The 24472-nt window shown below is 73.1% G+C and carries 20 protein-coding genes; 9 read left to right on the top strand and 11 right to left on the bottom strand.

Features of this window, described 5'->3' with window-relative positions; translation table 11 throughout:
- Window positions 1–8: 8 nt before the first annotated feature.
- From EV699_RS15350 to EV699_RS15360, 3 genes are all read right to left on the bottom strand, one after another.
- Complete coding sequence (locus EV699_RS15350; RefSeq protein WP_132544354.1) at window positions 9–1049, bottom strand: type I glyceraldehyde-3-phosphate dehydrogenase; 1041 nt, start codon at window positions 1047–1049, stop codon at window positions 9–11.
- Window positions 1050–1063: 14 nt separating this feature from the next.
- Entirely contained in the window at window positions 1064–3058 is a 1995-nt protein-coding gene (gene tkt / locus EV699_RS15355; protein WP_132544355.1) for a transketolase, read from the bottom strand.
- Between the two features lie 129 nt (window positions 3059–3187).
- Window positions 3188–3745, bottom strand: a complete 558-nt coding sequence (locus EV699_RS15360; protein ID WP_132544357.1) for a thioredoxin family protein — start codon at window positions 3743–3745, stop codon at window positions 3188–3190.
- A gap of 213 nt (window positions 3746–3958) precedes the next feature.
- Between EV699_RS15360 and metK the strand changes: the two genes are divergently transcribed.
- Window positions 3959–5164, top strand: a complete 1206-nt coding sequence (metK, locus tag EV699_RS15365) for a methionine adenosyltransferase (RefSeq protein WP_132544359.1) — start codon at window positions 3959–3961, stop codon at window positions 5162–5164.
- A 64-nt stretch (window positions 5165–5228) separates the two neighbouring features.
- On the opposite strand, the gene EV699_RS15370 is transcribed toward metK, so the two are convergent.
- On the bottom strand, window positions 5229–6239 hold the full coding sequence (locus tag EV699_RS15370; protein WP_132544442.1) for an SIS domain-containing protein: 1011 nt from the start codon (window positions 6237–6239) through the stop codon (window positions 5229–5231).
- The gene (gene nagA / locus EV699_RS15375; RefSeq protein WP_132544360.1) at window positions 6232–7344 is read right to left on the bottom strand and encodes an N-acetylglucosamine-6-phosphate deacetylase; all 1113 of its coding nucleotides are present in this window, start codon (window positions 7342–7344) and stop codon (window positions 6232–6234) included. The genes EV699_RS15370 and nagA overlap by 8 nt, the downstream gene beginning before the upstream one ends.
- 272 nt (window positions 7345–7616) lie before the next feature.
- Between nagA and ptsP the strand changes: the two genes are divergently transcribed.
- The 4 genes from ptsP (at window position 7617) to EV699_RS15395 (ending at window position 13529) form a co-directional block, all read left to right on the top strand.
- The gene (ptsP, locus tag EV699_RS15380; RefSeq protein ID WP_132544362.1) at window positions 7617–10145 is read left to right on the top strand and encodes a phosphoenolpyruvate--protein phosphotransferase; all 2529 of its coding nucleotides are present in this window, start codon (window positions 7617–7619) and stop codon (window positions 10143–10145) included.
- A gap of 35 nt (window positions 10146–10180) precedes the next feature.
- The gene (gene nagE / locus EV699_RS15385; protein WP_132544364.1) at window positions 10181–11851 is read left to right on the top strand and encodes an N-acetylglucosamine-specific PTS transporter subunit IIBC; all 1671 of its coding nucleotides are present in this window, start codon (window positions 10181–10183) and stop codon (window positions 11849–11851) included.
- A gap of 26 nt (window positions 11852–11877) precedes the next feature.
- Window positions 11878–12693: a pyruvate, water dikinase regulatory protein gene (locus EV699_RS15390; RefSeq protein WP_132544366.1), complete on the top strand. Its 816-nt coding sequence runs from the start codon at window positions 11878–11880 to the stop codon at window positions 12691–12693.
- Between the two features lie 71 nt (window positions 12694–12764).
- The gene (locus EV699_RS15395) at window positions 12765–13529 is read left to right on the top strand and encodes a GntR family transcriptional regulator (RefSeq protein ID WP_132544367.1); all 765 of its coding nucleotides are present in this window, start codon (window positions 12765–12767) and stop codon (window positions 13527–13529) included.
- Here the strand turns inward: EV699_RS15395 and EV699_RS15400 are convergent.
- Together EV699_RS15400 and EV699_RS15405 are read right to left on the bottom strand one after the other, a co-directional pair.
- Window positions 13499–13882, bottom strand: coding sequence for a hypothetical protein (locus EV699_RS15400; protein ID WP_132544369.1), 384 nt, complete (start codon window positions 13880–13882; stop codon window positions 13499–13501). The genes EV699_RS15395 and EV699_RS15400 overlap by 31 nt on opposite strands.
- Before the next feature lie 25 nt (window positions 13883–13907).
- Window positions 13908–14762, bottom strand: a complete 855-nt coding sequence (locus EV699_RS15405; RefSeq protein ID WP_132544371.1) for a class I SAM-dependent methyltransferase — start codon at window positions 14760–14762, stop codon at window positions 13908–13910.
- A 254-nt stretch (window positions 14763–15016) separates the two neighbouring features.
- On the opposite strand from EV699_RS15405, the gene EV699_RS15410 reads away from it, so the two are divergent.
- Window positions 15017–16018 carry an AraC family transcriptional regulator gene (locus EV699_RS15410; RefSeq protein ID WP_132544373.1) on the top strand — a complete coding sequence of 334 codons (1002 nt, stop codon included), beginning with the start codon at window positions 15017–15019 and terminating at the stop codon, window positions 16016–16018.
- Window positions 16019–16042: 24 nt separating this feature from the next.
- Here EV699_RS15410 and acnA read toward each other — a convergent pair whose 3' ends face one another.
- Window positions 16043–18700 carry an aconitate hydratase AcnA gene (acnA, locus tag EV699_RS15415; RefSeq protein ID WP_132544375.1) on the bottom strand — a complete coding sequence of 886 codons (2658 nt, stop codon included), beginning with the start codon at window positions 18698–18700 and terminating at the stop codon, window positions 16043–16045.
- A gap of 241 nt (window positions 18701–18941) precedes the next feature.
- Between acnA and EV699_RS15420 the strand changes: the two genes are divergently transcribed.
- Complete coding sequence (locus EV699_RS15420; protein ID WP_132544377.1) at window positions 18942–19418, top strand: YbhB/YbcL family Raf kinase inhibitor-like protein; 477 nt, start codon at window positions 18942–18944, stop codon at window positions 19416–19418.
- A gap of 43 nt (window positions 19419–19461) precedes the next feature.
- Here the strand turns inward: EV699_RS15420 and ycaC are convergent, their stop codons facing one another.
- Window positions 19462–20088 carry an isochorismate family cysteine hydrolase YcaC gene (gene ycaC, locus EV699_RS15425; RefSeq protein ID WP_132544379.1) on the bottom strand — a complete coding sequence of 209 codons (627 nt, stop codon included), beginning with the start codon at window positions 20086–20088 and terminating at the stop codon, window positions 19462–19464.
- Window positions 20089–20385: 297 nt separating this feature from the next.
- Window positions 20386–21324: a peptidoglycan L,D-endopeptidase MepK gene (mepK, locus tag EV699_RS15430; protein ID WP_132544381.1), complete on the bottom strand. Its 939-nt coding sequence runs from the start codon at window positions 21322–21324 to the stop codon at window positions 20386–20388.
- Between the two features lie 169 nt (window positions 21325–21493).
- Here mepK and ybaK point away from each other — a divergent pair, with 169 nt between their 5' ends.
- Window positions 21494–21982, top strand: a complete 489-nt coding sequence (ybaK, locus tag EV699_RS15435) for a Cys-tRNA(Pro) deacylase (protein WP_132544383.1) — start codon at window positions 21494–21496, stop codon at window positions 21980–21982.
- Window positions 21983–21989: 7 nt separating this feature from the next.
- Here ybaK and EV699_RS15440 read toward each other — a convergent pair whose 3' ends face one another.
- Window positions 21990–22193 (bottom strand): SlyX family protein, encoded by a 204-nt coding sequence (locus EV699_RS15440; protein WP_243662695.1) that lies wholly within the window; start codon window positions 22191–22193, stop codon window positions 21990–21992.
- Between the two features lie 98 nt (window positions 22194–22291).
- Here EV699_RS15440 and rlmKL point away from each other — a divergent pair, with 98 nt between their 5' ends.
- Window positions 22292–24469: a bifunctional 23S rRNA (guanine(2069)-N(7))-methyltransferase RlmK/23S rRNA (guanine(2445)-N(2))-methyltransferase RlmL gene (gene rlmKL, locus EV699_RS15445; protein WP_132544387.1), complete on the top strand. Its 2178-nt coding sequence runs from the start codon at window positions 22292–22294 to the stop codon at window positions 24467–24469.
- Window positions 24470–24472: the final 3 nt, after the last annotated feature.

Here is a 24472-nt window from a genome sequence, read left to right on the forward strand (position 1 = left end):
CTTCCGGGTCATGGGGAACGGGTGTTGACGCGGCCGAGCCAGTGCGCGGCGACGTCGAGCATGCGGTTGGCGAAGCCCCACTCGTTGTCGAACCAGATCAGCAGGTTCACGAGCCGCGCGCCGCTCAGGCGCGTGAGGCTGCCGTCGACGACGCCGGAGCGGGCGTCGTGGTTGAAGTCGGTGGAGGCATGCGGCAGCTCGGTGTAGCCGAGCAGCCCGGCGAGCGGGCCGGCGCCGGCGGCGGCGCGCAGCGCCGCGTTGACCTCGGCGACGCTGCTGTCGCGGGCGAGCTGCAGCGTGGTGTCGAGCGCCGAGACGTTGAGCGTCGGCACGCGCACCGCCTTGGTCTCGATGCGCCCGTGCAGCTCGGGCATCAGGCGGTCGATGCCGCGCGCGAGCCCGGTCGACACCGGCACGATCGACTGCATCGCCGAGCGCGTGCGGCGCAGGTCGGCCTGGTGGTAGCCGTCGAGCAGCGGCTGGTCGTTCATCACCGAGTGCAGCGTGGTGATGTGGCCGTGGCGGATGCCGAAGGCCGCGTGCAGCACCCGCAGCACCGGCACGATCGCGTTGGTGGTGCACGAGGCCGCCGACACCACGCGCTCGCTGCCGTCGAGGCGTTCGTGGTTGACGCCGTAGACGATGGTCGCGTCGACGTCGGCGGCGCTCGCCAGCGGGTGCGACACCAGCACGCGCGGCGCGCCGGCGGCGAGGTAGCGGTCGGCCTGCGCGCGCTGCTGGAAGCTGCCCGAGCACTCCAGCAGCAGGTCGAGCCCGAGCGCGCCCCAGTCCACCTCGCAGGCGTCGCGGGCGTGGAACACCGGGATCGCGCGCCCGCCGACCAGGAGCGCGCCGTCCTCCACGCCCACCTCGGCCGGGAAGCGCCCGTGGGTCGAATCGAAGCGCGTCAGGTAGGCCATGCTCGGCAGGTCGGCCGCCGGCTCGTCGATGGCGACGACCTGGAGCCACTGCTGCCAGCCGCGCTCGTGCAACGCCCGCAGCACGCAGCGGCCGATGCGGCCGTAGCCGTTGATGGCGATGCGGGGCATGGCGCCGCCGGCTCCTAGAGGAGTTCGCGCGCCACCTGCACCACGTGCGCCACGGTGAAGCCGAAGTGCTCGAACAGCTTGCCGGCCGGGGCCGACTCGCCGAAGCGGTCGAGGCCGATCACGCGCCCGTCGAAGCCGACGTACTTGTACCAGGGCAGCGTCGCCCCGGCTTCGATGGCGATGCGCACGCGGCACGCGGGCGGCAGCACGGCCTCGCGGTAGGCGGCGTCCTGGGCCTCGAACACCTCGGTGCAGGGCATCGACACCACGCGCACGCGCCGCCCCTGCGCCGCCAGTTCGGTCGCCGCAGCGACCGCGAGGCCGACTTCGGAGCCGGTGGCGATCAGGATCAGCTCGGGCGCCTCGTGGCTGTCGACCAGCACGTAGCCGCCGCGGCCGATCGCCGCCACCCGGGCGGCGTCGCGCGCCTGGTGCGGCAGGTTCTGGCGCGAGAACACCAGCGCGCTGGGGCCGTCGCGGCGCTCGATCGCCGCCTGCCAGGCGACCATGCTCTCGACCGCATCGCACGGGCGCCACACGGTGATGCCCGGCATCACGCGCAGCGACGCCAGGTGCTCGACCGGCTGGTGGGTGGGGCCGTCCTCGCCGAGGCCGATCGAGTCGTGGGTGAAGACGAACACCGACGGCACCTTGGCGAGCGCGGCCACCCGCAGCGCGTTGCGCGCGTAGTCGGAGAACACCAGGAAGGTGCCGCCGTAGGGGATGAAGCCGCCGTGCAGCGCCATGCCGTTCATCACCGCACACATGCCGAACTCGCGCACGCCGTAGTGCAGGTAGTTGCCGGCGGCCGCCGCGGCCGATACCACCTGCGAGCCCTTCCACAGCGTGTTGTTGGACGGCGTCAGGTCGGCCGAGCCGCCGAACAGCTCGGGCAGCACCGGGCCGTAGGCGTTGAGCGCCTTCTGCGAGGCGGCGCGGCTGGCGATGTTCTCGCCGGCGGCCTGCGCCGCGGCGACCGCCGCCTGCACGGTCTCGCTCCAGGCGAGCGGCAGCGCGCCGCGGCTGCGCCGCTCGAACTCGTAGGCGAGCTCGGGGAAGGTCGCGCGGTAGGCGTCGAAGCGCGCCTGCCACTCGCCCTCGAGCGCCGCGCCGCGCGGGCGCGCGTCCCAGGCGGCGTAGATCTCCGGCGGCACCACGAACGGCGGGTGCGACCAGCCGAGCTGTGCGCGCGCGGCGGCGACCTCGTCCCTGCCGAGCGGCGCGCCGTGCACGTCGTGCCCGCCCTGCTTGTTCGGCGCGCCGTAGCCGATCACCGTGCGGCAGCAGATCAGCGTCGGCCGCGTGGTCTCGGCGCGGGCGGTGGCGAGCGCGGTGGCGACCTCGACCGGGTCGTGGCCGTCGACCTTGCGGATCACCTGCCAGCCGTAGGCCTCGAAGCGCTTGGCGGTGTCGTCGGCGAACCAGCCCTCGATGTCGCCGTCGATCGAGATGCCGTTGTCGTCGTACAGCGCGATCAGCTTGCCGAGGCCGAGGGTGCCGGCGAGCGACGCGGCCTCGTGCGAGATGCCCTCCATCAGGCAGCCGTCACCGACGAACACGTAGGTGTGGTGGTCAACGATGGTGTGCCCGGCGCGGTTGAACTGCGCGGCGAGCGTGCGCTCGGCGAGCGCCATGCCGACGGCGTTGGCGAAGCCCTGGCCGAGCGGGCCGGTGGTGGTCTCGACGCCGACGGTGATGCCGTACTCGGGGTGCCCCGGCGTCTTCGAATGCAGCTGGCGGAAGTCGCGCAGGTCGTCGATGTCGAGCGGGTAACCCGAGAGGTGCAGCAGGCTGTACAGCAGCATCGAGGCGTGCCCGTTGGAGAGCACGAAGCGGTCGCGGTCGACCCAGTGCGGGTTGCCCGGGTTGTGGCGCAGCACGCCGTTCCACAGCACCTCGGCGATGTCGGCCATGCCCATGGGCGCGCCGGGGTGGCCGGAGTTGGCTTGCTGGACGGCGTCCATGCTGAGGGCCCGGATGGCGTTCGCCAGTTCTCTGCGCGACGGCATGGTGTGCTCCTGGGTCGGCGGATGGGATCGGCGGCGGGTCGGGCGCGGCGCGCAGGCGCCGGCCGGCGCCGAAAGGCGGCGGATTATACGGTCGGCATCCGGCCGAGGGGAAACCCGCCGGCGCCGCGCTCAGGCGGCGCGCCACTTGATCGAGCAGCCCATGCTCGGCACCTGCTCCGCCGGGCCGTGGCCGCTGTCGGCGACCTGCCGCATCGCCTCGACCAGCTCGCGCCGCGCGTCCGCCGCGGCCGGCTCGCGGCCGCTGGCGTCGAGCCGGCCGCGGTACTGCAGTTCGAACGCGGCGTTGTAGCCGAAGAAGTCCGGCGTACACACGGCGCCGTAGGCGCGGGCGACCTCCTGGCTGGCATCGAACAGGTACGGGAAGGTGAAGCCGCAGCGGCGGGCGACCTCGGCCATCGGCGCGAAGCCGTCCTCGGGGTAGTCGGCCGGGTCGTTCGCCGAGATCGCCACGCAGCCGATGCCGAGCGCCTGCAGCACGCGCACGTCCTCCACCAGGCGCGGGCGGATGGCCTTCACGTAGGGGCAGTGGTTGCAGATGAACATCACCAGCAGGCCGCGCGGGCCGGCGCAGTCGGCGCGCGTCCAGTCGCGGCCGTCGACGCCGGGCAGGCGGAAGTCGGGGGCCGGCGTGCCGAAGGCACAGACGGGGGTGTGCTGCAGCACCATGATCGTATTCCTCCGCGGGCAGGGCCGGCGGCAGGCATCCGCCGGCTGCGCCGACTGTACGGCGCGCCGCACGCCATCGCCACGCGCACCGCGCGGCGGGATGAATCCGCAGCCGTCGCAGGGTTAGAATCGCCCGCCCCGGCCGGACCCGGCCGCCCCTCCCCGCTTTCCGTCCAACTCCCTGAATCGGCCGCATCCTTCTAAGGAATCCGCATGAGCGACAGCTACCTCTTCACCTCCGAGTCGGTCTCCGAAGGCCATCCGGACAAGATCGCCGACCAGATCTCCGACGCCGTGCTCGACGCCATCCTGGCGCAGGACAAGCACGCACGCGTCGCCTGCGAGACCATGGTCAAGACCGGCGTGGCGATCATCGCCGGCGAGATCACCACCAGCGCCTGGGTGGACCTCGAGGATCTGGTGCGCAAGGTCATCTGCGACATCGGCTACACCAGTTCCGACGTCGGCTACGACGGCGCCACCTGCGGCGTGATCAACATCATCGGCAAGCAGTCGGTCGACATCGCCCAGGGCGTGGACCGCTCGCGCCCCGAGGACCAGGGCGCCGGCGACCAGGGGCTGATGTTCGGCTACGCGAGCACCGAGACCGACGTGCTGATGCCGGCACCGATCTGCTACGCGCACCGCCTGGTCGAGCGTCAGGCCGAAGCGCGCAAGAGCGGCCAGCTGCCGTGGCTGCGCCCCGACGCCAAGAGCCAGGTCACCTGCCGCTACGCCGACGGCAAGGTGGTCGGCATCGACGCCGTGGTGCTGTCGACCCAGCACAACCCCGACGTCCATTACGCCGACCTGAAGGAAGCCGTGATGGAGCTGATCGTCAGGCACGTGATCCCGGCCGAGCTGATCACGCGCGACACGCAGTTCCACATCAACCCGACCGGCAGCTTCGTCATCGGCGGCCCGGTGGGCGACTGCGGCCTGACCGGGCGCAAGATCATCGTCGACAGCTACGGCGGCATGGCGCGCCACGGCGGCGGCGCGTTCTCCGGCAAGGACCCGTCCAAGGTCGACCGCTCGGCCGCCTACGCCGGGCGCTACGTGGCCAAGAACATCGTCGCCGCCGGCCTCGCCGAGCGCTGCGAGATCCAGGTGAGCTACGCGATCGGCGTGGCGCAGCCGACGTCGATCTCGGTGACCACCTTCGGCACCGGCAAGATCAGCGACGCGCGCATCGTCGAGCTGGTGCGCCGGCACTTCGACCTGCGCCCGTACGCGATCACCCGCATGCTCGACCTGCTGCACCCGATGTACCAGGCCACCGCCGCCTACGGCCACTTCGGCCGCACCCCGGTGGAGATGACCTACACCGACAAGGTCGGCAACAGCGACACCTTCACCGCCTTCCCCTGGGAGCGCACCGACAAGGTCGAGGCGCTGCGCGCCGACGCCGGGCTCTGAAAAAACCGCGCGCCGCCCGCCCGCGCCATCCGGGGCGCGGGCGGGCGGCGCGCCGGGCCGCCGCTCACAGCGTGCTGGTGACCTTGTTCAGGTGCGGCGGGCGGTCCGGGTCACGGCCGCGGGCCCGCGCCACGGCTTCGACCAGCAGATAGAAGCTCTGCACCGCGGCGATCGGGTCGAGGTCCTCGCTGGCGCTGGTGGCGAGCGTCAGCTGCCGTTCGGCGACATCCGCCGGGGCGGCCAGCAGCACGCTGGCGCCGCGCCCGCGCATCTCCTCGGCCACCTTGATCAGCCCCGCCTGCGCCGGCCCGCGCGGCGCGAACACCAGCATCGGGTAGCCCGCCTCCACCAGCGCCATCGGCCCGTGCTGCACCTCGGCGCTGCTGAACACCTCGGCCTGGATCGCGCAGGTCTCCTTGAACTTGAGTGCCGCCTCCTGGGCGATCGCGAGCCCGGTGCCGCGGCCGATCACCATCATGCGTTCGGCGCCGCGCAGCGGCTCGACGCCGGCCGACCAGTCGAGCGCGCAGGCCGCACCCAGCGCCTCGGGCAGCTCGCGCAGCGCGTCCAGCAGCGCGCGGTCGTCCTGCCAGCTCGCGGCGAGCCGCGCCCCGGCGGTCAGGCTGCAGATGAAGCTCTTGGTCGCCGCCACGCTGCGCTCGGCGCCGGCGTGCAGCGGCAGCACCCACTCCGCCGCCGCGCCGAGCGGCGACTCGGCCACGTTGACCAGCGCCACCGTGGTGCCGCCGCCGCGGCGGAACACCTCGATCGGCTCGATCAGGTCGGGGCTGCGCCCCGACTGCGAGATCGCCACCGCCAGCGTGCCGTGGGTGGCGAGCGGCGCGCGGTAGAGCGTGACCAGCGACATCGGCAGCGAGGTCACCAGCTGGCCGTAGCGCGCCATCAGCAGGTAGGCCAGGTAGCTCGCGGCGTGGTCGGAGCTGCCGCGGGCGATCGTCACCGCGGCGGCCGGCGGCCGGTCGCGCAGCTGCGCGCCGAGGGCGGCATAGCGTTCGCCGTCGGCGGCGAACTGGGCGGCGACGCGCTCGGGTGCCGAGCGGGCCTCATCAAGCATCAGCGAGTTCAATGGCTTCTCCTTCGACGAAAGTGTGGGTGAGTTGCAGATCGGGTGACATCACGACGATGTCGGCATGCGCACCGAGCTGCAGCCGGCCGCGCGTGCGCTCGCCGAGGTAGTCGGCGGCGTTGGTCGAGACGTGGCGGACGGCCTCGTGCAACGGGATGCCGATCGACACCAGGTTGCGCAGCGCCTGGTCCATGGTCAGCACGCTGCCGGCGAGGGTGCCGTCGGCCAGGCGCACCCCGCCCAGGCACTTGGTGACGGTGTGCGAGCCGAGGTGGTAGGTGCCGTCGGGCATGCCGGCGCCGGCGGTCGAATCGGTGACGCAGAACAGCTTCGGGATCGCGCGCCGCGCGGTGCGGATCGCGCCCGGGTGCACGTGCAGCAGGTCCGGGATGACCTCGGCGAACTCGGCGTGCGCCAGCGCCGCCCCGACCATGCCGGGCTTGCGGTGGTGCAGCTCGCTCATCGCGTTGAACAGGTGGGTGAAGCCGCAGGCGCCCGCCTCCAGCGCGGCCACGCCGTCCTCGTAGGTGCCGGTGCTGTGGCCGATCTGCGGCAGGATCCCGGCGATCTTCAGGTGGCGGATGAAGTCGAGGTGCCCGGCCACCTCGGGCGCCAGCGTCAGCACGCGGATCCGCGCCAGCTCGTGCAGCGTGCGCAGCTCCTCGATGGTGCCGACGCGGGCGAAGCCGGGCTGGGCGCCGAGCTTGCCGGGGTTGATGAACGGCCCTTCGAGGTGCACGCCGAGCACCCGCGCCGCCCCGGCCGGACGCTCGCGCATCGCCCGGCCGACGTCGGCGAGCGCGTGCTCGATGTCCTCGCGCGGCGCCGTCATCGTCGTCGCCAGCAGGCTGGTGGTGCCGTGGCCCGCGTGCAGCCGGGCCACCGTGTCGATGGCGCCGTTGCCGTCCATCACGTCGGCGCCGCCGCCGCCGTGCACGTGCACGTCGATGAAGCCGGGCAGCACCACCGGTTCGCCGTCACGCGGCGCCGGCACCGGCGTGCCGTCGATGGCCGTGATGCGCTCATCGAAGCTGAGCGTGCCGAGCACCCAGCCCTGGGGCGTGAGGATGCAGCCGGAGATGCGTTCGGACATGGCGGGAACCCCCTGGCCAGTGATTTGATGGGTCCAATTTAATACCACTTTATAAACAGGTCAAGCGTTAGTTTGACTTCACATCGCGCTGTGAGCCCCTGAATTGCGGCAATGCAGCATAAAAATGTGCATACCAAGGGCGAAAACCGCCCGCAGGGTCACTTCAAAAGGTCTTGACAGCCTTCTAAGTGGTATTAGACTGGTGTCAAAGGTCAGGTGCCAGTCGGTCACCCACGCCTTCACCACCAGAACCACGACGATTGGAGATCCCGATGACTGCCCCGCAACTGAACCTGTCGGCCTTCGCGAACGGCACCGTCGTGCCGCTCGAAGCCGTGCCCGATCCGGTGTTCGCCGGCCGCCTGATGGGCGACGGCCTCGCCATCGATCCGCGCGACGGCGTGCTGCACGCCCCCTGCGCCGGGCGCATCGTGCAGCTGCACGCCTCGCGCCACGCCTGCACCCTCGAAACCGCGAGCGGTGCCCGCGTGCTGCTGCACATCGGGCTCGACACCGTGCTGCTGCAGGGCGAGGGCTTCAGCGCCCGCATCGCCGAGGGCGACAGCGTGCAGGCCGGGCAGCCGCTGATCGAGTTCGACGCCGCAGTGCTCGAACGCCACGGCAAGCCGTCGCTGACCGTGCTGGTGGTGGAGAACAGCGACGAACACCGCATCAGCTGGCGCGCCAGCGACGGCAGCATCGCCGTCGGCGCGGCGCTGCTGACGCTGGTCGGTGCCGAGCCGGTCGCGGCTGCCGTCGAGGCCGGTGGCGACGAGACCGCCAGCGGCTGGGCGGTGGTCGCCCACGCCGGCGGCCTGCACGCCCGGCCGAGCGCGCTGGTCGCCAACGCGGTGAAGGCGTTCACCGCGACGGTCGAGATCCACCTCCACGGCAAGCGCGCCAACGCCCGCAGCGCCACCGCGCTGATGACGCTCGGCGTCGGCGAAGGCGACGAGGTACAGCTCACCGCGGTCGGCGCCCGCGCCGGCGACGCGCTCGAGGCGGCGATCGTCGCGCTGGAAACCGTCACCGCCGCCGCCGTGCACGCGGCGCCGGCCGCGCCTGCCGCCGCCGCGCCGGCGCGCGAACTGGCGCCGCACCAGCTCGGCGGCGTCATCGCCTCGCCCGGCTTCGCGCTCGGCACCACCGCGCGCTTCGAGCACGGCGTCGGCGAGATCCACGAGCAGGGCGAAGGCGAGATCCTCGAGCGCCGCGCGCTCGACGCCGCGCTGCACGCGGTGATCGGCGACATCGAGGCGGCGGTGGCCGAGGCCGAGCGCCGTGGCCTCGCCGACCAGGCCGGCATCTACGCCGCCCACCACGCGCTCGCCGAGGACCCCGAGATGCTGGCGCAGGCGCAGGCGCTGATCGGCGCCGGCAAGAGCGCCGCCTTCGCCTGGCGCGCGGCGGCGCAGGCGCAGTGCGAGGCGCTGGTCGCCACCGGCAACCCGCTGCTCGCCGGCCGCGCCAACGACCTGCGCGACGTCGAGCGGCAGGTGCTGCGCAAGCTCGCCGGCGACGCCGCCAGCGCGCCGGAGCTGCCGCCGCACGCGGTGCTGCTCGCCGACGACCTGCTGCCGTCGGACTTCCCGGCGCTGGAGCGCGCCGGCGTGGCGGCGATCGTCACCGCGCACGGCGGGCCGACCTCGCACGTCGCGATCCTCGCCCGCGCCCAGGGCATCCCGACGCTGGTCGCGGTCGGCCCGCAGCTCGCCGAGCTCGCCGCCGGCACGCTGGTGATCGTCGACGCCGAGCACGGCGTGCTCGACACCGCGCCGGGCGAAGAGCGCCTCGCCGCCGCCCGCGCCGAGGTCGAACGCCGCCGCGTGGCGCGTGCCGCGGCGCTCGCCTCGGCGCACGCCGCGGCCACCACCGCCGACGGCGTGCGCATCGAGATCGCCGCCAACATCGCCACCCCCGCCGATGCGCGCGAGGCGGTGAAGCTCGGCGCCGAGGCCGTGGGCCTGCTGCGCACCGAGCTCTTGTTCCTCGACCGCACGACCGCGCCGACCGAGGCCGAGCAGCGCGCCGACTACCAGGCGGTGATCGATGCCCTCGAAGGGCGCAGCGCGATCATCCGCACCCTCGACGTCGGCGCCGACAAGGAGCTGCCGTACATCCCGATGCCGGCCGAGGAGAACCCGGCGCTCGGCCTGCGCGGCATCCGCCTGTGCCTGGCGCGCGAGGCGCTGCTGACCGAGCAGCTGCGCGCGATCCTCGCGGTCAAGCCGCTCGCGGCGGTGAAGATCATGCTGCCGATGGTCACCGACCTCGCCGAGATCACCGAGACGCGCGCGGTGCTCGACCGCCTGGCCGCCGAGATGGGCATCAGCGAGCGGGTGCAGCTCGGCGTGATGATCGAGACCCCCTCGGCCGCGGTGCTCGCCGACCAGCTCGCCCGGGAGGCCGACTTCTTCTCGGTCGGCACCAACGACCTCACCCAGTACGCGCTGTGCATGGACCGCGTCAACGCGGCGCTGGCCGCCCGCCTCGACGGCCTGCACCCGGCGGTGCTGCGGCTGATGGCACAGGCCGCCGAGGGCGCGGCGCGTCACGGCCGCTGGCTCGGCGTGTGCGGCGCGATGGCGTCCGACCCGGTCGCGGTGCCGCTGCTGATCGGCCTCGGCGTCACCGAGCTGTCGGCGAGCCCGGCGGTGATCCCCGAGATCAAGGCCGTGGTGCGCCGCGTGACGCTCGCCGAATGCCAGGCCGCCGCCCGCGCCGCGCTGCAACTGAGCTCGCCCGAAGCGATCCGCGCCCACGTCAAGGCCACCTGGCCGTGGCTCGACGCCTCCGCCTGAACCCCGAACACCACCCGAGAACCGAGGAGTCCTCCATGTCCGCCAACCGCTTCGCTGCGATCCAGCAGCTCGGCCGCACCCTGATGCTGCCGATCGCCGTACTGCCGATCGCCGGCATCCTGCTGCGCCTCGGCCAGCCCGATCTGCTCAACATCTCGTTCATGGCGCAGGCCGGCGACGCCGTGTTCGCCAACCTCGCGCTGCTGTTCGCCGTCGGCGTCGCCGTCGGCTTCGCCAAGGAGAACAACGGCGTCGCCGGCCTCGCCGGCGCGGTCGGCTACTTCGTGCTGGTCGCGGCGATGAAGACCATCGACGCCGGCATCAACATGGGCGTGCTCGCCGGCCTGATCATGGGCATCGTCGCCGGCGTGCTCTACAACCGCTACAAGGACATCGCCCTGCCCGAGTGGCTGGCGTTCTTCGGTGGCAAGCGCTTCGTGCCGATCGCCAGCGGCCTCGCGGCGCTGGTGCTCGCGGTGGTGTTCGGCTTCGGCTGGCCGCCGATCCAGAAGGGCATCGACCTGATCGGCCACTGGCTGATCGGCTCGGGCGAGATCGGCCTGTTCATCTACGGCGCGCTGAACCGCCTGCTGCTGGTCACCGGCCTGCACCACATCCTCAACAACCTCGTGTGGTTCGTGTTCGGCGACTTCTCGGTCGCCAACGAGGTGATCCACGGCGACCTGAAGCGCTTCTTCGCCGGCGACCCGACCGCGGGAGCCTTCATGGCCGGCTACTTCCCGGTGATGATGTTCGGCCTGCCGGCCGCCTGCCTGGCGATGTACCGTAACGCCCGTCCGGAGAACAAGCACCTGGTCGGCGGCGTGCTGCTGTCGATGGGCCTGACCTCCTTCTTCACCGGCGTCACCGAGCCGATCGAGTTCTCCTTCCTGTTCCTCGCCCCGGTGCTGTTCGGCATCCACGCGGTGCTGACGGGGGTGTCGATGGCGCTGATGTACGCGCTCAACGTCAAGGCCGGCTTCACCTTCTCCGGCGGTGCGTTCGACTACGTGCTCTCCTACGGCATCTCGACCAACTCCTGGCTCATCGTGCCGGTCGGCCTCGCCTACTTCGCGGTGTACTACGGCCTGTTCAGCTTCTTCATCCGCCGCTTCGACCTCGCCACGATGGGCCGCGAAACCCCGCAGGAGCTGGCCGAGGAGAACATGGACGCGCCGCTCGACCTCGCCCCGGCGACGCGCGCCGCCGGCTTCGTCGCCGCCCTCGGCGGTGCCGCCAACATCCGCGACGTCGACGCCTGCACCACGCGGCTGCGCCTCGCGGTCGCCGACAACCAGCAGGTGCGTGAAGCCGACCTCAAGGCGCTCGGTGCCAAGGGCGTGGTGCGCCCCGGCGCGGGTGCGGTGCAGGTGATCGTCGGCCCCGGTGCCGAGATCCTCGCCGACGAGGTGCGCGCGACGCTGAAGGGCGCCACCGCCCCGCGCCCGGCGCCCGCGGCCGGAACGCGCGCCGAGAAGCTGATTGCCGCGCTCGGCGGTGCCGCCAACCTGAAGAACGTCGATGCCTGCACCACGCGGCTGCGCCTGCAGGTGGTCGACAACGCCCTGGTGCGCGATGCCGAGCTCAAGGCGCTGGGCGCCCGCGGCCTGATCAAGCCCGCGCCGGGCAGCGTGCAGGTGGTGCTCGGGCCGATCGCCGACACGGTCGCGGAGGAAATCCGCGGTACCCTGAAGGCCAACGCCTGACCCCCGGCCCCTCGAGGAGAAACGCCATGTCCGCCCCGGCCCGCAGCGTGTTCTACGTCTCCGACGGCACCGGCCTGACCGCCGAAACCCTCGGTCACAGCCTGCTCGCCCAGTTCGAAGGCTTCGCCTTCCGCCAGGTGCGCCTGGGCGGCGTGGACACCTTCGCCCGCCTGTACGCCTGCGTCGACCAGGTGCGCAGCGCGCGCGAAGCGGACGGGGTGCCGCCGCTGGTGCTCGCGACCCTCGTCGACCCGGAGGCGGCGCAGGCGCTGCGGGCCCTGGACTGTGTGTTCTTCGACCTGTTCGAGACCTTCATCGGGCCGCTGGAGGCGGCCCTGCAGGCCAAGTCGATCCCCAAGGTGCGCGACGCGCGGCTGCGCGACCACCGCGCGCGCTTCGAGGCGATCAACTTCGCGCTGGCGCACGACGACGGCGCGTCGGACGCGCGCCTCGACGAGGCCGACGTGATCCTGGTCGGCGTCTCGCGCAGCGGCAAGACGCCGACCTGCCTGTACCTGGCGATGCAGCACGCGGTGAAGGCGGCCAACTACCCGCTGATCCCCGATGACTTCGAACGCGGCCGGCTGCCGCAGGCGCTGCTGAAGATGCGCCCCAAGCTGTTCGGCCTGACGGTCGCCGCCGAGCGCCTGGCCGGGGTGCGCGAGCAGCGCCGCCCCGGCAGCCGCTACGCGAGCTTCGACAACTGCCGCGCCGAGGTGCAGGCGGCGCAGGCGCTGATGCGCCGCGAGGGCATCCGCTGGCTCGACTCCTCGGTCCACTCGGTCGAGGAACTGGCCGGCGCGATCCTCGAAGCGCGCGGGCTCGGCACCCGCGCCGGCTGAAGCCGGCAGTGGCGCGACGCTGGTAGCGCAGTGGTATCGTAATGGCTCGTCCCCTGCCCCGGATCGCCCCGATGACGAGCGACGCCACCGATTCCCCCGCCGACGACCCGCTGGCCGCCGCCCTCGGCCTCGACCCGCACGCCTCGACCCCGCTGTACGTGCAGGTGCGCAACGGACTCGCGCGCCTGATCCGCGACGGCCACTTCAGCACCGACGAGGCCCTGCCCTCCGAACGCACGCTGGCCGAGAAGCTCGGCATCTCGCGGGTAACCGCGCGCAAGGCGATCGACGCGCTCGCCGGCGAGGGCCTGATCGTGCGCCGCCACGGTTCCGGCAACTACATCGCGCCGCTGCTCGAACAGCCGCTGACGCGGCTGACCAGCTTCACCGAGGAGCTCAGGCAGCGCGGCTTCGTGCCGAGCTCGCGCTGGCTGCGCCGCGCCGTCGGCCCGGCCCTGCCCGACGAGATGGTCGCGCTCGGCCTGTCGCCGGGCGCGCGGGTGGCACGGCTGGAGCGCGTGCGCCTCGCCGACGCCACGCCGATGGCCTACGAGTCGAGCGCGCTGCCGATCTTCGCGCTGCCCAACCCCGAGGCGGTCACCGATTCGCTCTACCACTTCCTCGCCGAGCGCGGCGCGGTGCCGGTGCGCGCGCTGCAGCACATCCGCGCCGCCAACGCGAGCGCCCGCCAGGCCGAGCTGCTCGCGGTGCCGGCGGGCCACGCGCTGCTGTTCATCACCCGCGTCGGCTACGCCGAGGACGGCCGCGCAGTCGAGATCACCCACACCTGGTGCCGCAGCGACTACTACGACTTCGTCGCCGAGCTGCGGCGCTGAACGCCGCGGCGGGCGGCGCGACCGCGTGCCCCCGCGGAGCGCAGCCGCGCCACCGGCACCGCGCCGGCAGGCACGTGGACCCCGGCGTCGGTCATCGGCCGCCAGGCGGCATCCCACAGCGGCAGGCCGTACGGCAGCGGCACGCCGGCCCCGGATGGCGCCGCCTGCCCGCGGCTGCCGGCGCGCATCGGCGACAACAGGGCCCGCGACCGCTCGGCGGGCTCGCCGAAGACCTCGAAGGCGGGTGTGACCGGCATCTTCCCGATGCCGGCGGGCAGCGCCGGCGCATCGGGCGTGGCGACCGGGCAGGCCCCGGCGAGCACGGCGGCCAGCAGGATCGAAGGAGCCTTCATGCCGACGCCTCCCGGGGCCGCGCGCTCATTGCCGCGTGATGACGACTTCGAGGTACTCGCCGGGCACCACCAGCGAGCCCGCGCCGCCGACGTTGCGCGCTTCGAGCAGCGCCGTGAGATCGGCGTTCAGGCGCGCCTGGCCGGCGGCGTCGAGCGCCGCGAAGGCCTTGTGCGTGGGGCCGTAGTAGGCGCGGAACACCTCGATCCAGTGCGCCGCCGAGCGGTAGCGGAAGTTGAACTGGCGGCGCACGCAGCGGATGTCGGCGGCACGCGCGCCGAACAGCGTGACGATGTAGGGCTCGTCGCCCCAGCGCATCGGCACCGGCGCCCCCGCCGGCGGCGGCACGTGCCGGCCGACCACGCGGAACAGCTCGCCGATGAAGCCCTCGGGCGTCCAGTTGGCGAGCCCGATGCGCCCGCCGGGGCGCACCACGCGCAGCAGCTCGCCGGCGGCGCGGGCGTGCTGCGGCGTGAACATCGCGCCGAAGGTCGACAGCGCCACGTCGAAGCTCGCGTCGGCGAACGGCAGGTTCTCCGCATCGGCCTCGCGCACGGTGACGCCGAGCCCTTCGGCGTGCGCACGGGCAAGCGCCTTGTCGAGCAGGTGCGGCACGTAGTCGATCGCGGTGACCTCGGCGAAGCGCCGCGCGGCGGCGAGCGTGGCGTTGCCGTTGCCGGCGGCGACGTCGAGCACGCGCTCGCCGGCGCACACGTCGGCGGCCTCGGCGAGGGTCTCGCCGACGATCTGCAGCGTGGTGCCAATGACGGCGAAGTCGCCGCTGGCCCAGGCCGCCTGCTGGCGCTGCTTGATCACGGCGAAGTCCGGGGTGGCGGCCGGCGGCGCGGCGGGGGTGGGGCAAAGGGCGGTATCGAGGCTCATGATCGGTTCTCCTGCGGGTTACGGGGGTCGGCTGCGGGGTGCGGCGGGCGACGGCCGACGCCGCGTGGGCATCGGGGAGTGCCGTCGCGCGCCTGCGGCACGCCGTCCGACACACCCATTGTCGAAACCCCGGCCGCCGCACGCTTTTCCGTGCGTCGCGGCGTTTTGCCCGTGCGTCCGCTTTTCGCCGCCGCCCTAGCCGATCGATAATCCACAGGGTCCGATCGGGACTGCCCGCAGGCCGGCCTGACACGATGAACCGGGACACGCTTTCCGATCTGCTGCGCGCGGTGCGCTTCCGCGGCGCGGTGTTCTATTACGTGAGCTACTGGGAGGACTGGGCCGCCTCGGCGCCGCCGGCGGTCGAGATCGCCGAAGCGGTGATGCCGGGCGTCGAACACGTGATGGAGTTCCACATGGTCGCCAAGGGCGGCGGCTGGGCGGCGACCTCGGGGCTCGCCCCGGTGCGGCTGGCCGCCGGCGACATCGTGATGTTCCCGCACGGCGACGCGCACGTGATGTCGAGCGCACCGGGGATGCCGGCGACGCCGATCGACGCCGAGTGGGTGTACGCCACGCGCCACCTGGCCAAGCCGCTGCCGATCGCCTTCCACCACGGCGTCAAGGAGCCGGGCTCGCCGCTGCCGGTCGCCGATGCCGACACCATCATCGTCTGCGGCTTCCTCGGCTGCGACCTGCGCCCGTTCAACCCGCTGATCGCGGGGCTGCCGCGGCTTTTGCACGTGCCGGCGGCGCAGGCCGGGCAATGGGTCGCGCACGTGATCGACCAGGCGGCGCTCGAATCGACCCAGCGCCGCCCCGGCGCCGAGGCGGTGCTCGAACGCCTGGCGGAGATGATGTTCGTCGACACCACGCGCCGCTACCTCGACCACCTGCCCGCCGACGCCACCGGCTGGCTCGCCGGGCTGCGCGACCGCTACGTCGGCCGGGCGCTCGCGCTGCTGCACGAGCGCCCGGCGCACCCGTGGAGCATCGACGAGCTGGGGCGCGAGGTGGGGCTGTCGCGCTCGGCGCTGCACGAGCGCTTCGTGCGCTACCTGGAGCAGCCGCCGATGCAGTACCTCGCGCACTGGCGCATCCAGGCCGGCGCGCAGCGGCTGCGCGAGAGCAGCCGCCCCGTCGCGGCGATCGCCCAGGAGGTCGGCTACGACTCCGAGGCCGCCTTCTGCCGCGCCTTCAAGCGCCTGGTCGGACTGCCGCCGGCGGCGTGGCGGCGCAGCCGCGCCGGCGGCTGAGGCTCCGGCGACCGGCGCCGCGGCTCAGCCGGCCAGTTGCCGCAGCACGTAGGGCAGGATGCCGCCGTGCTCGAAGTACGCCCACTCCTTCGGCGTGTCGATGCGCACGCGCGCCGGGAAGCGCCGCTCCTGCCCGGCGTCGGGGCGCACCACCACCGTGACTGAGCGCGCCCCCGGCACCAGGCCCTCGATCGCGTAGCGCTCGCTGCCGGAAAGCCCGAGCGTGTCGCGCGACGCACCGGCGGGGAACTCGAGCGGCAGCACGCCCATGCCGACCAGGTTCGAGCGGTGGATGCGCTCGTAGCTCTCGGCGATCACCGCGCGCACGCCGAGCAGGCGCGTGCCCTTGGCGGCCCAGTCGCGGCTCGAACCGGTGCCGTACTCCTTGCCGGCCAGCACCACCAGCGGCACGCCCTCGGCGGCGTAGCGCATCGCGGCGTCGTACACGCTGAGCGTCTCGCCCGAGGGCTGGTGGCGCGTCACCCCGCCCTCGGTGCCGGGGACGAGCTCGTTGCGCAGGCGCACGTTGGCGAAGGTGCCGCGCACCATCACTTCGTGGTTGCCGCGACGCGCGCCGTAGGAGTTGAAGTCGGCAGGCGCGACGCCGTGCGCGACCAGGTAGCGCCCGGCCGGGCCGTCGCGCTTGATCGAGCCCGCCGGCGAGATGTGGTCGGTGGTGATCGAGTCGCCGAGGCGCAGCAGCACGCGGGCGTCGGCGATCGGCGCGAAGCCGGGCGGCTCGCGGGTCATGCCCTCGAAGTACGGCGGGTGGCGGATGTAGGTCGACTGCGCGTCCCAGGCGTAGCGCCCGGCGGCGGGGGTGGCGATCGCCCGCCAGTGCGCGTCGCCGGCGAACACGTCGGCGTAGCGTTCGCGGAACATCGCCTGCGAGATCACGCTGCCCGCGCGCGCGATCTCCTCGGCCGAGGGCCAGATGTCCTTCAGCAGCACCGGGCGGCCGTCGCCGTCGAGCCCGAGCGGCTCGCGGGTGAGGTCGATCGCCAGCGTGCCGGCGAGTGCGTAGGCGACCACCAGCGGTGGCGAGGCGAGAAAGTTGAGCTTCACCTCCGGGTGGATGCGACCCTCGAAGTTGCGGTTGCCCGACAGCACCGCGCCGACCGCGAGGTCGCCCTGGCGGATCGCCGCGCTGACCGGCCCGGGCAGCGGCCCCGAGTTGCCGATGCAGGTGGTGCAGCCGTAGCCGACCAGCGCGAAGCCGAGCCCTTCGAGCGCCGCGAGCAGCCCGCTGGCTTCGAGGTAGGCGGTGACTACCTGCGAGCCCGGCGCGAGCGAGGTCTTCACCCACGGCCGCACGCGCAGCCCGCGCGCCAGCGCCTTCTGCGCCAGCAGCCCGGCGCCGAGGATCACGCCGGGGTTGGAGGTGTTGGTGCACGAGGTGATCGCGGCGATCACCACCGCGCCATCGGCGAGCGTGTAGCCGCCGTCGGCGACCTCGACGCGCCCGGGCTGCCCGGCGCCGCGCGCCGCGGCGGCCTGCGCCAGCGCCTGCTCGACCGCCGGCCGCGCCGCGGCGAGCGCGATGCGGTCCTGCGGGCGCCGCGGACCGGCGAGGCTCGGCTCGACCGCGTCGAGGTCGAGGTCGAGCACCTGGCTGTAGAGCGGCTCGGGCGCGCCGGGCTCGGCGAACAGCCCCTGCGCGCGGGCGTAGGCCTCGACCAGCGCGACCTGCGCCGCGTCGCGCCCGCTCAGGCGCAGGTAGGCGAGCGTTTCGGCATCGATCGGGAACAGCCCGCAAGTGGCGCCGTACTCGGGCGCCATGTTGGCGATCGTCGCGCGGTCGGCGAGCGGCAGCCCGGCGAGCCCCGGGCCGAAGAACTCGACGAACTTGCCGACCACCCCGTGCGCGCGCAGCCGCTGGGTGACCGTCAGCACCAGGTCGGTCGCGGTCACGCCCTCGCGCAGCCGCCCGCGCAGGCGCATGCCGACCACCTCGGGGATCAGCATCGTGATCGGCTGGCCGAGCATCGCCGCCTCGGCCTCGATGCCGCCGACGCCCCAGCCGAGCACGCCGAGGGCGTTGATCATCGTCGTGTGCGAATCGGTGCCGACCAGGGTGTCGGGGTAGACGTGCAGCCCGTCGCGCGCGTCGGTGAACACCACCCGCGCCAGGTACTCGAGGTTGACCTGGTGGCAGATGCCGGTGCGCGGCGGCACCACGCGGAAGCGGTCGAAGGCCTGCTGGCCCCAGCGCAGGAAGGCGTAGCGCTCGCGGTTGCGGGCGAACTCGAGCTCGGCGTTGCGCTCGAGCGCATCGGCCGCGGCGAAATGGTCGACCATCACCGAGTGGTCGATCACCAGCTCGGCCGGCGCCAGCGGGTTGATCCTCGCCGGGTCGCCGCCGAGTGCGGCCATCGCCTCGCGCATCGCTGCCAGGTCGACCACCGCCGGCACGCCGGTGAAGTCCTGCATCAGCACGCGCGCCGGCGTGAACGCGATCTCGCGCTCGGCGACCGCACCGGGCTGCCAGCGCGCCAGCGCCAGGATGTCATCGGCGCGCACGTCGACGCCGTCCTCGCAGCGCAGCAGGTTCTCCAGCAGGATCTTCAGCGCGTACGGCAGGCGCTCCACCGCGGCGTGGGGAGCCAGCGCGGCGAGGCGGTGGAGGGTGTGGTCGCGACCGTTGACGCTCAGGGTGGCGCGGGCCTGGAAGCTGTCGAGCATGGCGGAACCTCGCGGGGCGGGCAGGAACGGAGCCGCGGCGCGGGCCGGGGCCTGCGCACGCTGCCATCGCTTGCGACAGCCCGCCGCGGGAATCGATCCCGCGGCGGGGATGGCCGTGCGCCCGGGCGTGCGCGGCGTCGCCGTCCCGGCTACAACATCGGGAGCGGGCGGTATCGCGCGCCCGTGCGGGCGCCGGCGCAGGCGTGCCGGCCACCATCCGCTCGCGCCGGAGGAAAACCCCATGGACATGAGCCTGAGTTCGTCGGCCTTCGCCGACCACGCCCCGATCCCCTACGTGTACACCTGCGAGGGCCGCGACGTCTCGCCGCCGCTGCAGTGGAGCGCGCCGCCGGCCGGCACCCGCAGCCTCGCGCTCGTGGTCGACGACCCCGACGCTCCCGACCCGGCGGCGCCGAAGATGACCTGGGTGCACTGGGTGCTGTACAACCTCCCGGCCTCCGCCGGCCACCTGCCCGAGGCGGCGGGCGACGCCGAGCTGCCGGCCGGCACGCTGGCCGGGCTCAACGACTGGCGGCGCAGCGGCTACGGCGGGCCGTGCCCGCCGGTCGGGGAACACCGCTACTTCTTCAAGCTGTACGCGCTCGACACCCGCTTCCCCGACCTGCACCGCCCCACCAAGGCGGCGCTGGAGCGCGCGATGCAGGGCCACGTGCTGGGCCAGGCGCAGCTCGTCGGCACCTACCGGCGCCAGCGCTGAGCCCCGCCGCGCCGGGCGCGCCGAGCGTCGGGGCGCCTGCCCCTCAGCGGCCGGCGGTGAGCGTGGTGTAGCTCGTGATCAGGTTGCGGTAGTCGGGGATGTGGTTCGAGAACAGCGTGCCCAGGCCCTCGATGTCGTTGCGCCAGTCGCGGTGCAGCTCGCAGGCCACGCCGAACCAGGTCATCAGCTGGGCGCCGGCAGCGGCCATGCGCTGCCAGGCCGAATCCCGGGTCAGCTCGTTGAAGGTGCCCGAGGCGTCGGTGACGACGAACACCTCGAAGCCCTCCTCCAGCGCCGACAGCGCCGGGAAGGCGACGCAGACCTCGGTGACCACGCCGGCGATGATCAACTGCCTGCGGCCGGTCGCCTTCACCGCCTGGACGAAATCGGCGTTGTCCCAGGCGTTGATCTGGCCGGGCCGGGCGATGTAGGGCGCGTCCGGGAAGGTCGCCTTGAGCTCGGGCACCAGCGGCCCGTTCGGACCGTCCTCGAAGCTTGTGGTCAGGATCGTCGGCAGCTCGAAGTACCTGGCGAGGTCGGCGAGCGCCAGTACGTTGTTCTTGAAGCGGTCGGGCTCGATGTCCCGCACCAGCGACAGCAGGCCGGCCTGGTGGTCCACCAGCAGGACGGCGGCGGCGTGCTTGTCGAGGCGGACGTAGGGCGTGCTCATGGCGTGGCTCCTTCTCGGTCTCCCGGGGATGGCGCGCCGCACCCGCCAGCGCCGGTACGAGCGGCGGGCGGCCACGGCGCCGGTGCGGCAGCCCCGCTGCCGCCGCACCGGTACCCACTATAGGAGGCCGAATGCACCCGGGCCCGGTACGGCGCGCAACTTGGCACCGCGGCCGGCGTGGCGAGGGCGTCAGGCGTGAGGGGGTGCACCGGGCCGGCGCTGGGCGCGGTTCGCCGCCCCTGAAACGCGCGGCCCCCGCAGGGCGGGGGCCGTCGCAGGGGATTCTGCGGGCGGGGCTCAGCCCCAGGAGCGCACCGGACCGGTGTCGACGTGGATGAAGTTGGAGCGCGGGTAGTAGCCGACGCCGCCGGCACGCAGCGACAGCGCGGCACGGTGCATCATCGCCAGGCTCACGCCGGGCATGCGCAGGTCCACCGCGCGCGCCTGGATGTGGAAGCTGTTCTTGGCGACGCCGCGGCTCTCCTCGCGCAAGAGCGAGTTGGTCTCGGGCGAGCGGTAGCCGGAGATCACGTGGGTCTCGCGGGTCGTGCCCATCAGCAGTTGCATCGCGTAGACGATGTCGAAGGCGCGTTCGTCGAACAGCTTGAACTCGTCGTTGTGGTGATCGCGCAGCGCCCAGCTCAGCTCCTTGATCGACTGCGACACGTAGCCGGTGCGCGGGGTCCAGAACACCGAGCGGATCGCCTCGCCGGTGTTGGGGGCGTAGAGGCTGATGGCGCGGTCGCCGGAGCGGAAGGCGATATCGGGCGTCAGCGTCTTGGCTTCGGTGTGGATCACCGGCGCCTGCAGCGAGGTCGTGTCGGCGACCGGCTGCACGTGCGCCACGCTCCCGCGCGAGGTGTGCCCGAGGTTTTCACGCTCGGCGCGCGCGAGGCCTTCGCGACTGCGCAGGTGGGGCTTGTAGACCTCGCGCACCCGCGAGCTGCGCTCGGTGATGCGCCGGCCCGAGGTATCGACGTTCCTGAGCTTGCTGGTGCGGCTATCGGCAGCGGCGGGCTTGGCGGCGACGCGGGTGGTGGACGCGGAAGAACGGGCGGCGGTGGCGGCTTGCTTCTGGCTGGTGCTGGTTTTGCCCGCGGGCGGCGGCGTGGTCTTGGCGAGGACGGGCGCGGCTACCAAGGTGCCGACCGCAGCGGCCGCGAGTCGCAGGAAACCCCGACGCGGCGGGCAGGCTTCGGCCTCGGTCTCTTCAGCGGCATCATCCAGTACGTGCATAGGACCCCTCGTCAGCATGGGTTTAACCTCTGACAGCAAAAAAATTGGTTCGATTGTTACCTAATTTTACACTGGTATGCAATCCGGAATTCCCTTTTCGGCCCCGAACCTGCCTGTACGGCGGTTCGCGGCACCGCCCGCGCACCCCCAACCGTCGTGGAACCGCCCCATGAGCAAGCCCCGAGCGCCGGTGACCCCGGCCGTACGCGTGCTGCGCCAGCACGGCGTAGCCTTCACCGACCACCTCTACGACTACGTCGAGCGCGGCGGCACCCTGCACAGCGCGCAGGCGCTCGGCGTCGACGAGCACGCCGTGGTGAAGACGCTGGTGCTGGAGGACGAGGCGCGCCGGCCGCTGATCGTACTGATGCATGGCGACCGTCAGGTGTCAGTGGGCGCACTGGCGCGCGTGCTCGGCGTCAAGCGCGTGCAGCCCTGCGACCCGGCGGTGGCCGAACGCCACAGCGGCTACCGCGTCGGCGGCACCTCGCCGTTCGGCACCCGCCATGCGCTGCCGGTGTACGTCGAGGCGAGCGTGCTCGAGCTGCCGCGCATCTACATCAACGGCGGCAAGCGCGGCTACCTGGTCGGCATCGATCCGGCCGAGCTGCGCCGCGTGCTCGGCGCCACCCCGGTGCAGGTCGCCACCGGCGCCTGAGCGCACCTCAGTAGTGCGGCGGCGGCGGTTCCTCGCCGCGCGCGGCGAGGTTCAGTTCGGCCTGCGCCTTGACCTGCTCGCGCAACAGCGCGAGTTCGCGCGCCAGGCGGTCGAGCTCGCGCGCCTGGCGCACGACCACGTCGTTCAGGTCGCCGAGCAGCACCTCGTGGTGCGCGAGGCGGATCTCGAGTTCGATGATGCGGTCTTCCACGGGCACCCCTCCGGGCCGGCACGACGGGCCGCGGATGATAGCCGGGCGCGGCGATGCCGGCGTGTAGAATGGCCGGCCCGCCCGCTCCGGACCGCGCGATGACCGCCGCCCCCCCCGCCGCCGACCTGCCCTACTTCGCCACCGCGCCGCAGGGCGTCGAACCCCTGCTCGCCGCCGAGCTGCTGGCCCTGGGCGCGAGCCGGGCGCGCGAGAGCCGCGGCGGCGTCGCCTTCGACGGGCCGCTGGCGGTGGCCTACCGCGCCTGCCTGTGGTCGCGCACCGCGAACCGTGTGCTGTACCTGCTGGCGAGCGTGCCGGCGCCCGATGCCGATGCGCTGTACGCCGGCGTGCGCGCGCTGGCCTGGGAGGAGCACCTCGACCCCGACGGCACGCTGGCGGTGGACTTCGCCGGCAGCGGCGCGGCGATCACGCACTCGCAGTACGGCGCGCAGCGGGTCAAGGACGGCATCGTCGACCGCCTGCGCGAGCTCAGCGGGCGGCGCCCGTCGGTCGACCGCGACACCCCGGACCTGCGCATCAACGTGTTCGTGCTGAAGGACACCGCGCGCATCGCCATCGACCTCGCCGGCGACAGCCTGCACCGGCGCGGCTACCGGGTGGAGACCGTCGCCGCGCCACTGAAGGAGAACCTCGCCGCCGCGCTGCTGCTCAAGGCCGGCTGGCCGGCGCTCGCCGCGGCCGGCGGCGGGCTGCTCGATCCGATGTGCGGCTCCGGCACCTTCGCGATCGAGGCCGCGCTGATCGCCACCGACCGCGCGCCGGGGCTCGAGCGCACGCACTGGGGCTGCTACGGCTGGCGCCGGCACCAGCCCGCGCTGTGGCGTGAACTGGTGCTCGAGGCGCGCGAGCGCGCCGCCGCCGGCCGCGCGCGCCTGCCGGCGATCGTCGCCTGCGATGCCGACCCGCGCGCGGTGCGTGCCACGCTCGCCAACGTGCAGGCGGCGGGCTTCGCCGGCGGCATCCACGTCGAGCGTCGCGAACTCGCGCGCGCCGAGCCGCCGCGCGGCCCGGCCGGGCTGGTGATCGTCAACCCCCCTTACGGCGAGCGTCTCGGCGAGCAGGAGGCACTGCGCGCCACCTACGCCGAGCTCGGCGACGTGCTGAAGGCGCGCTTCGGCGGCTGGCAGGTGGCGCTGTTCACCGGCAACCCCGCGCTCGGCAAGCGCATGGGCCTGCGGGCGCACAAGGCCAACACCTTCCACAACGGCCCGCTGCCCTGCCAGTTGCTGCAGTTCAGCGTCGAGCCATCGGCCTTCGTCGACCGCGAGGGTGCCGACCGGCGCCGGCACGAGGCCACGCTGGAGCGCGCGCTCGCCGGCGGCGCCGACGCCTTCGTCAACCGCCTGAAGAAGAACCTGCGCACGCTCGGCAAGTGGGCGGCGCGCGAGGGCATCAGCTGCTACCGGCTCTACGACGCCGACATCCCCGAGTACGCGGTGGCGGTCGACCGCTACGGCGACTGGCTGCACGTGCAGGAGTACGCGGCGCCGGCGACGATCCCCGAGGCCACCGCCGCCGAGCGCCTGGAACAGGTGATGACGGTGCTGCCGGACACGCTCGGCGTGGCGCCGGAGCACATCGCACTGAAGGTGCGCAGCCGCCAGAAGGGCAGCAGCCAGTACACGCGCCAGGCCGAGCACGGCGAGTTCCTGGAGGTGCGGGAAGGCCCGGCGCGGCTGCTGGTGAACCTGTTCGACTATCTCGACACCGGGCTCTTCCTCGACCACCGCATCACCCGCGCGCTGCTCGGCCGGCTGGCGCACGGGCGGCATTTCCTCAACCTGTTCGCCTACACCGGCGCGGCGACCGTGCATGCGGCGCTCGGCGGGGCGCGCACGACGACCTCGGTCGACCTGTCGGCCACCTACCTCGACTGGGCCGGGCGCAACCTCGCGCTGAACGGCTGCGGCAGCGACGCACACCGGCTGGTGCGCGCCGACTGCCTGGCGTGGCTGGAGCACGCGCGCGGGCGCTACGGACTGATCTTCCTCGATCCGCCGACCTTCTCGAACTCCAAGCGCATGAGCGGCACGCTCGACGTGCAGCGCGACCACGTCACGCTGATCCGCCGCGCGGTGGCGCTGCTCGAACCCGGCGGCGAACTGATCTTCTCGAACAACCACCGGCGCTTTCGCCTCGACACCGCGGCGCTCGCCGACCTCGCGATCGAGGACATCAGCGCCGGCACCATCCCGCCCGACTTCGCCCGCAACCCGCGCATCCACCGCTGCTGGCGCATCACCGCCGGCACCTGAACG

Origin of the sequence: Plasticicumulans lactativorans (genome assembly GCF_004341245.1) — a bacterium.
Classification (GTDB): Bacteria; Pseudomonadota; Gammaproteobacteria; order Competibacterales; family Competibacteraceae; genus Plasticicumulans_A; species Plasticicumulans_A lactativorans.

Bases quoted from the DNA above. Each gene is read 5' to 3' on its own strand.
- EV699_RS15390 (WP_132544366.1), top strand. From the start codon at position 11,878: ATGTCCGCCCCGGCCCGCAGCGTGTTCTACGTCTCCGACGGCACCGGC.
- acnA (WP_132544375.1), bottom strand. From the start codon at position 18,700: ATGCTCGACAGCTTCCAGGCCCGCGCCACCCTGAGCGTCAACGGTCGC.
- tkt (WP_132544355.1), bottom strand. From the start codon at position 3,058: ATGCCGTCGCGCAGAGAACTGGCGAACGCCATCCGGGCCCTCAGCATG.
- EV699_RS15400 (WP_132544369.1), bottom strand. From the start codon at position 13,882: ATGAAGGCTCCTTCGATCCTGCTGGCCGCCGTGCTCGCCGGGGCCTGC.
- EV699_RS15410 (WP_132544373.1), top strand. From the start codon at position 15,017: ATGAACCGGGACACGCTTTCCGATCTGCTGCGCGCGGTGCGCTTCCGC.
- rlmKL (WP_132544387.1), top strand. From the start codon at position 22,292: ATGACCGCCGCCCCCCCCGCCGCCGACCTGCCCTACTTCGCCACCGCG.
- EV699_RS15420 (WP_132544377.1), top strand. From the start codon at position 18,942: ATGGACATGAGCCTGAGTTCGTCGGCCTTCGCCGACCACGCCCCGATC.
- EV699_RS15350 (WP_132544354.1), bottom strand. From the start codon at position 1,049: ATGCCCCGCATCGCCATCAACGGCTACGGCCGCATCGGCCGCTGCGTG.
- EV699_RS15360 (WP_132544357.1), bottom strand. From the start codon at position 3,745: ATGGTGCTGCAGCACACCCCCGTCTGTGCCTTCGGCACGCCGGCCCCC.
- ptsP (WP_132544362.1), top strand. From the start codon at position 7,617: ATGACTGCCCCGCAACTGAACCTGTCGGCCTTCGCGAACGGCACCGTC.
- mepK (WP_132544381.1), bottom strand. From the start codon at position 21,324: ATGCACGTACTGGATGATGCCGCTGAAGAGACCGAGGCCGAAGCCTGC.
- EV699_RS15405 (WP_132544371.1), bottom strand. From the start codon at position 14,762: ATGAGCCTCGATACCGCCCTTTGCCCCACCCCCGCCGCGCCGCCGGCC.
- nagE (WP_132544364.1), top strand. From the start codon at position 10,181: ATGTCCGCCAACCGCTTCGCTGCGATCCAGCAGCTCGGCCGCACCCTG.
- nagA (WP_132544360.1), bottom strand. From the start codon at position 7,344: ATGTCCGAACGCATCTCCGGCTGCATCCTCACGCCCCAGGGCTGGGTG.
- EV699_RS15370 (WP_132544442.1), bottom strand. From the start codon at position 6,239: ATGCTTGATGAGGCCCGCTCGGCACCCGAGCGCGTCGCCGCCCAGTTC.
- ybaK (WP_132544383.1), top strand. From the start codon at position 21,494: ATGAGCAAGCCCCGAGCGCCGGTGACCCCGGCCGTACGCGTGCTGCGC.
- ycaC (WP_132544379.1), bottom strand. From the start codon at position 20,088: ATGAGCACGCCCTACGTCCGCCTCGACAAGCACGCCGCCGCCGTCCTG.
- metK (WP_132544359.1), top strand. From the start codon at position 3,959: ATGAGCGACAGCTACCTCTTCACCTCCGAGTCGGTCTCCGAAGGCCAT.
- EV699_RS15395 (WP_132544367.1), top strand. From the start codon at position 12,765: ATGACGAGCGACGCCACCGATTCCCCCGCCGACGACCCGCTGGCCGCC.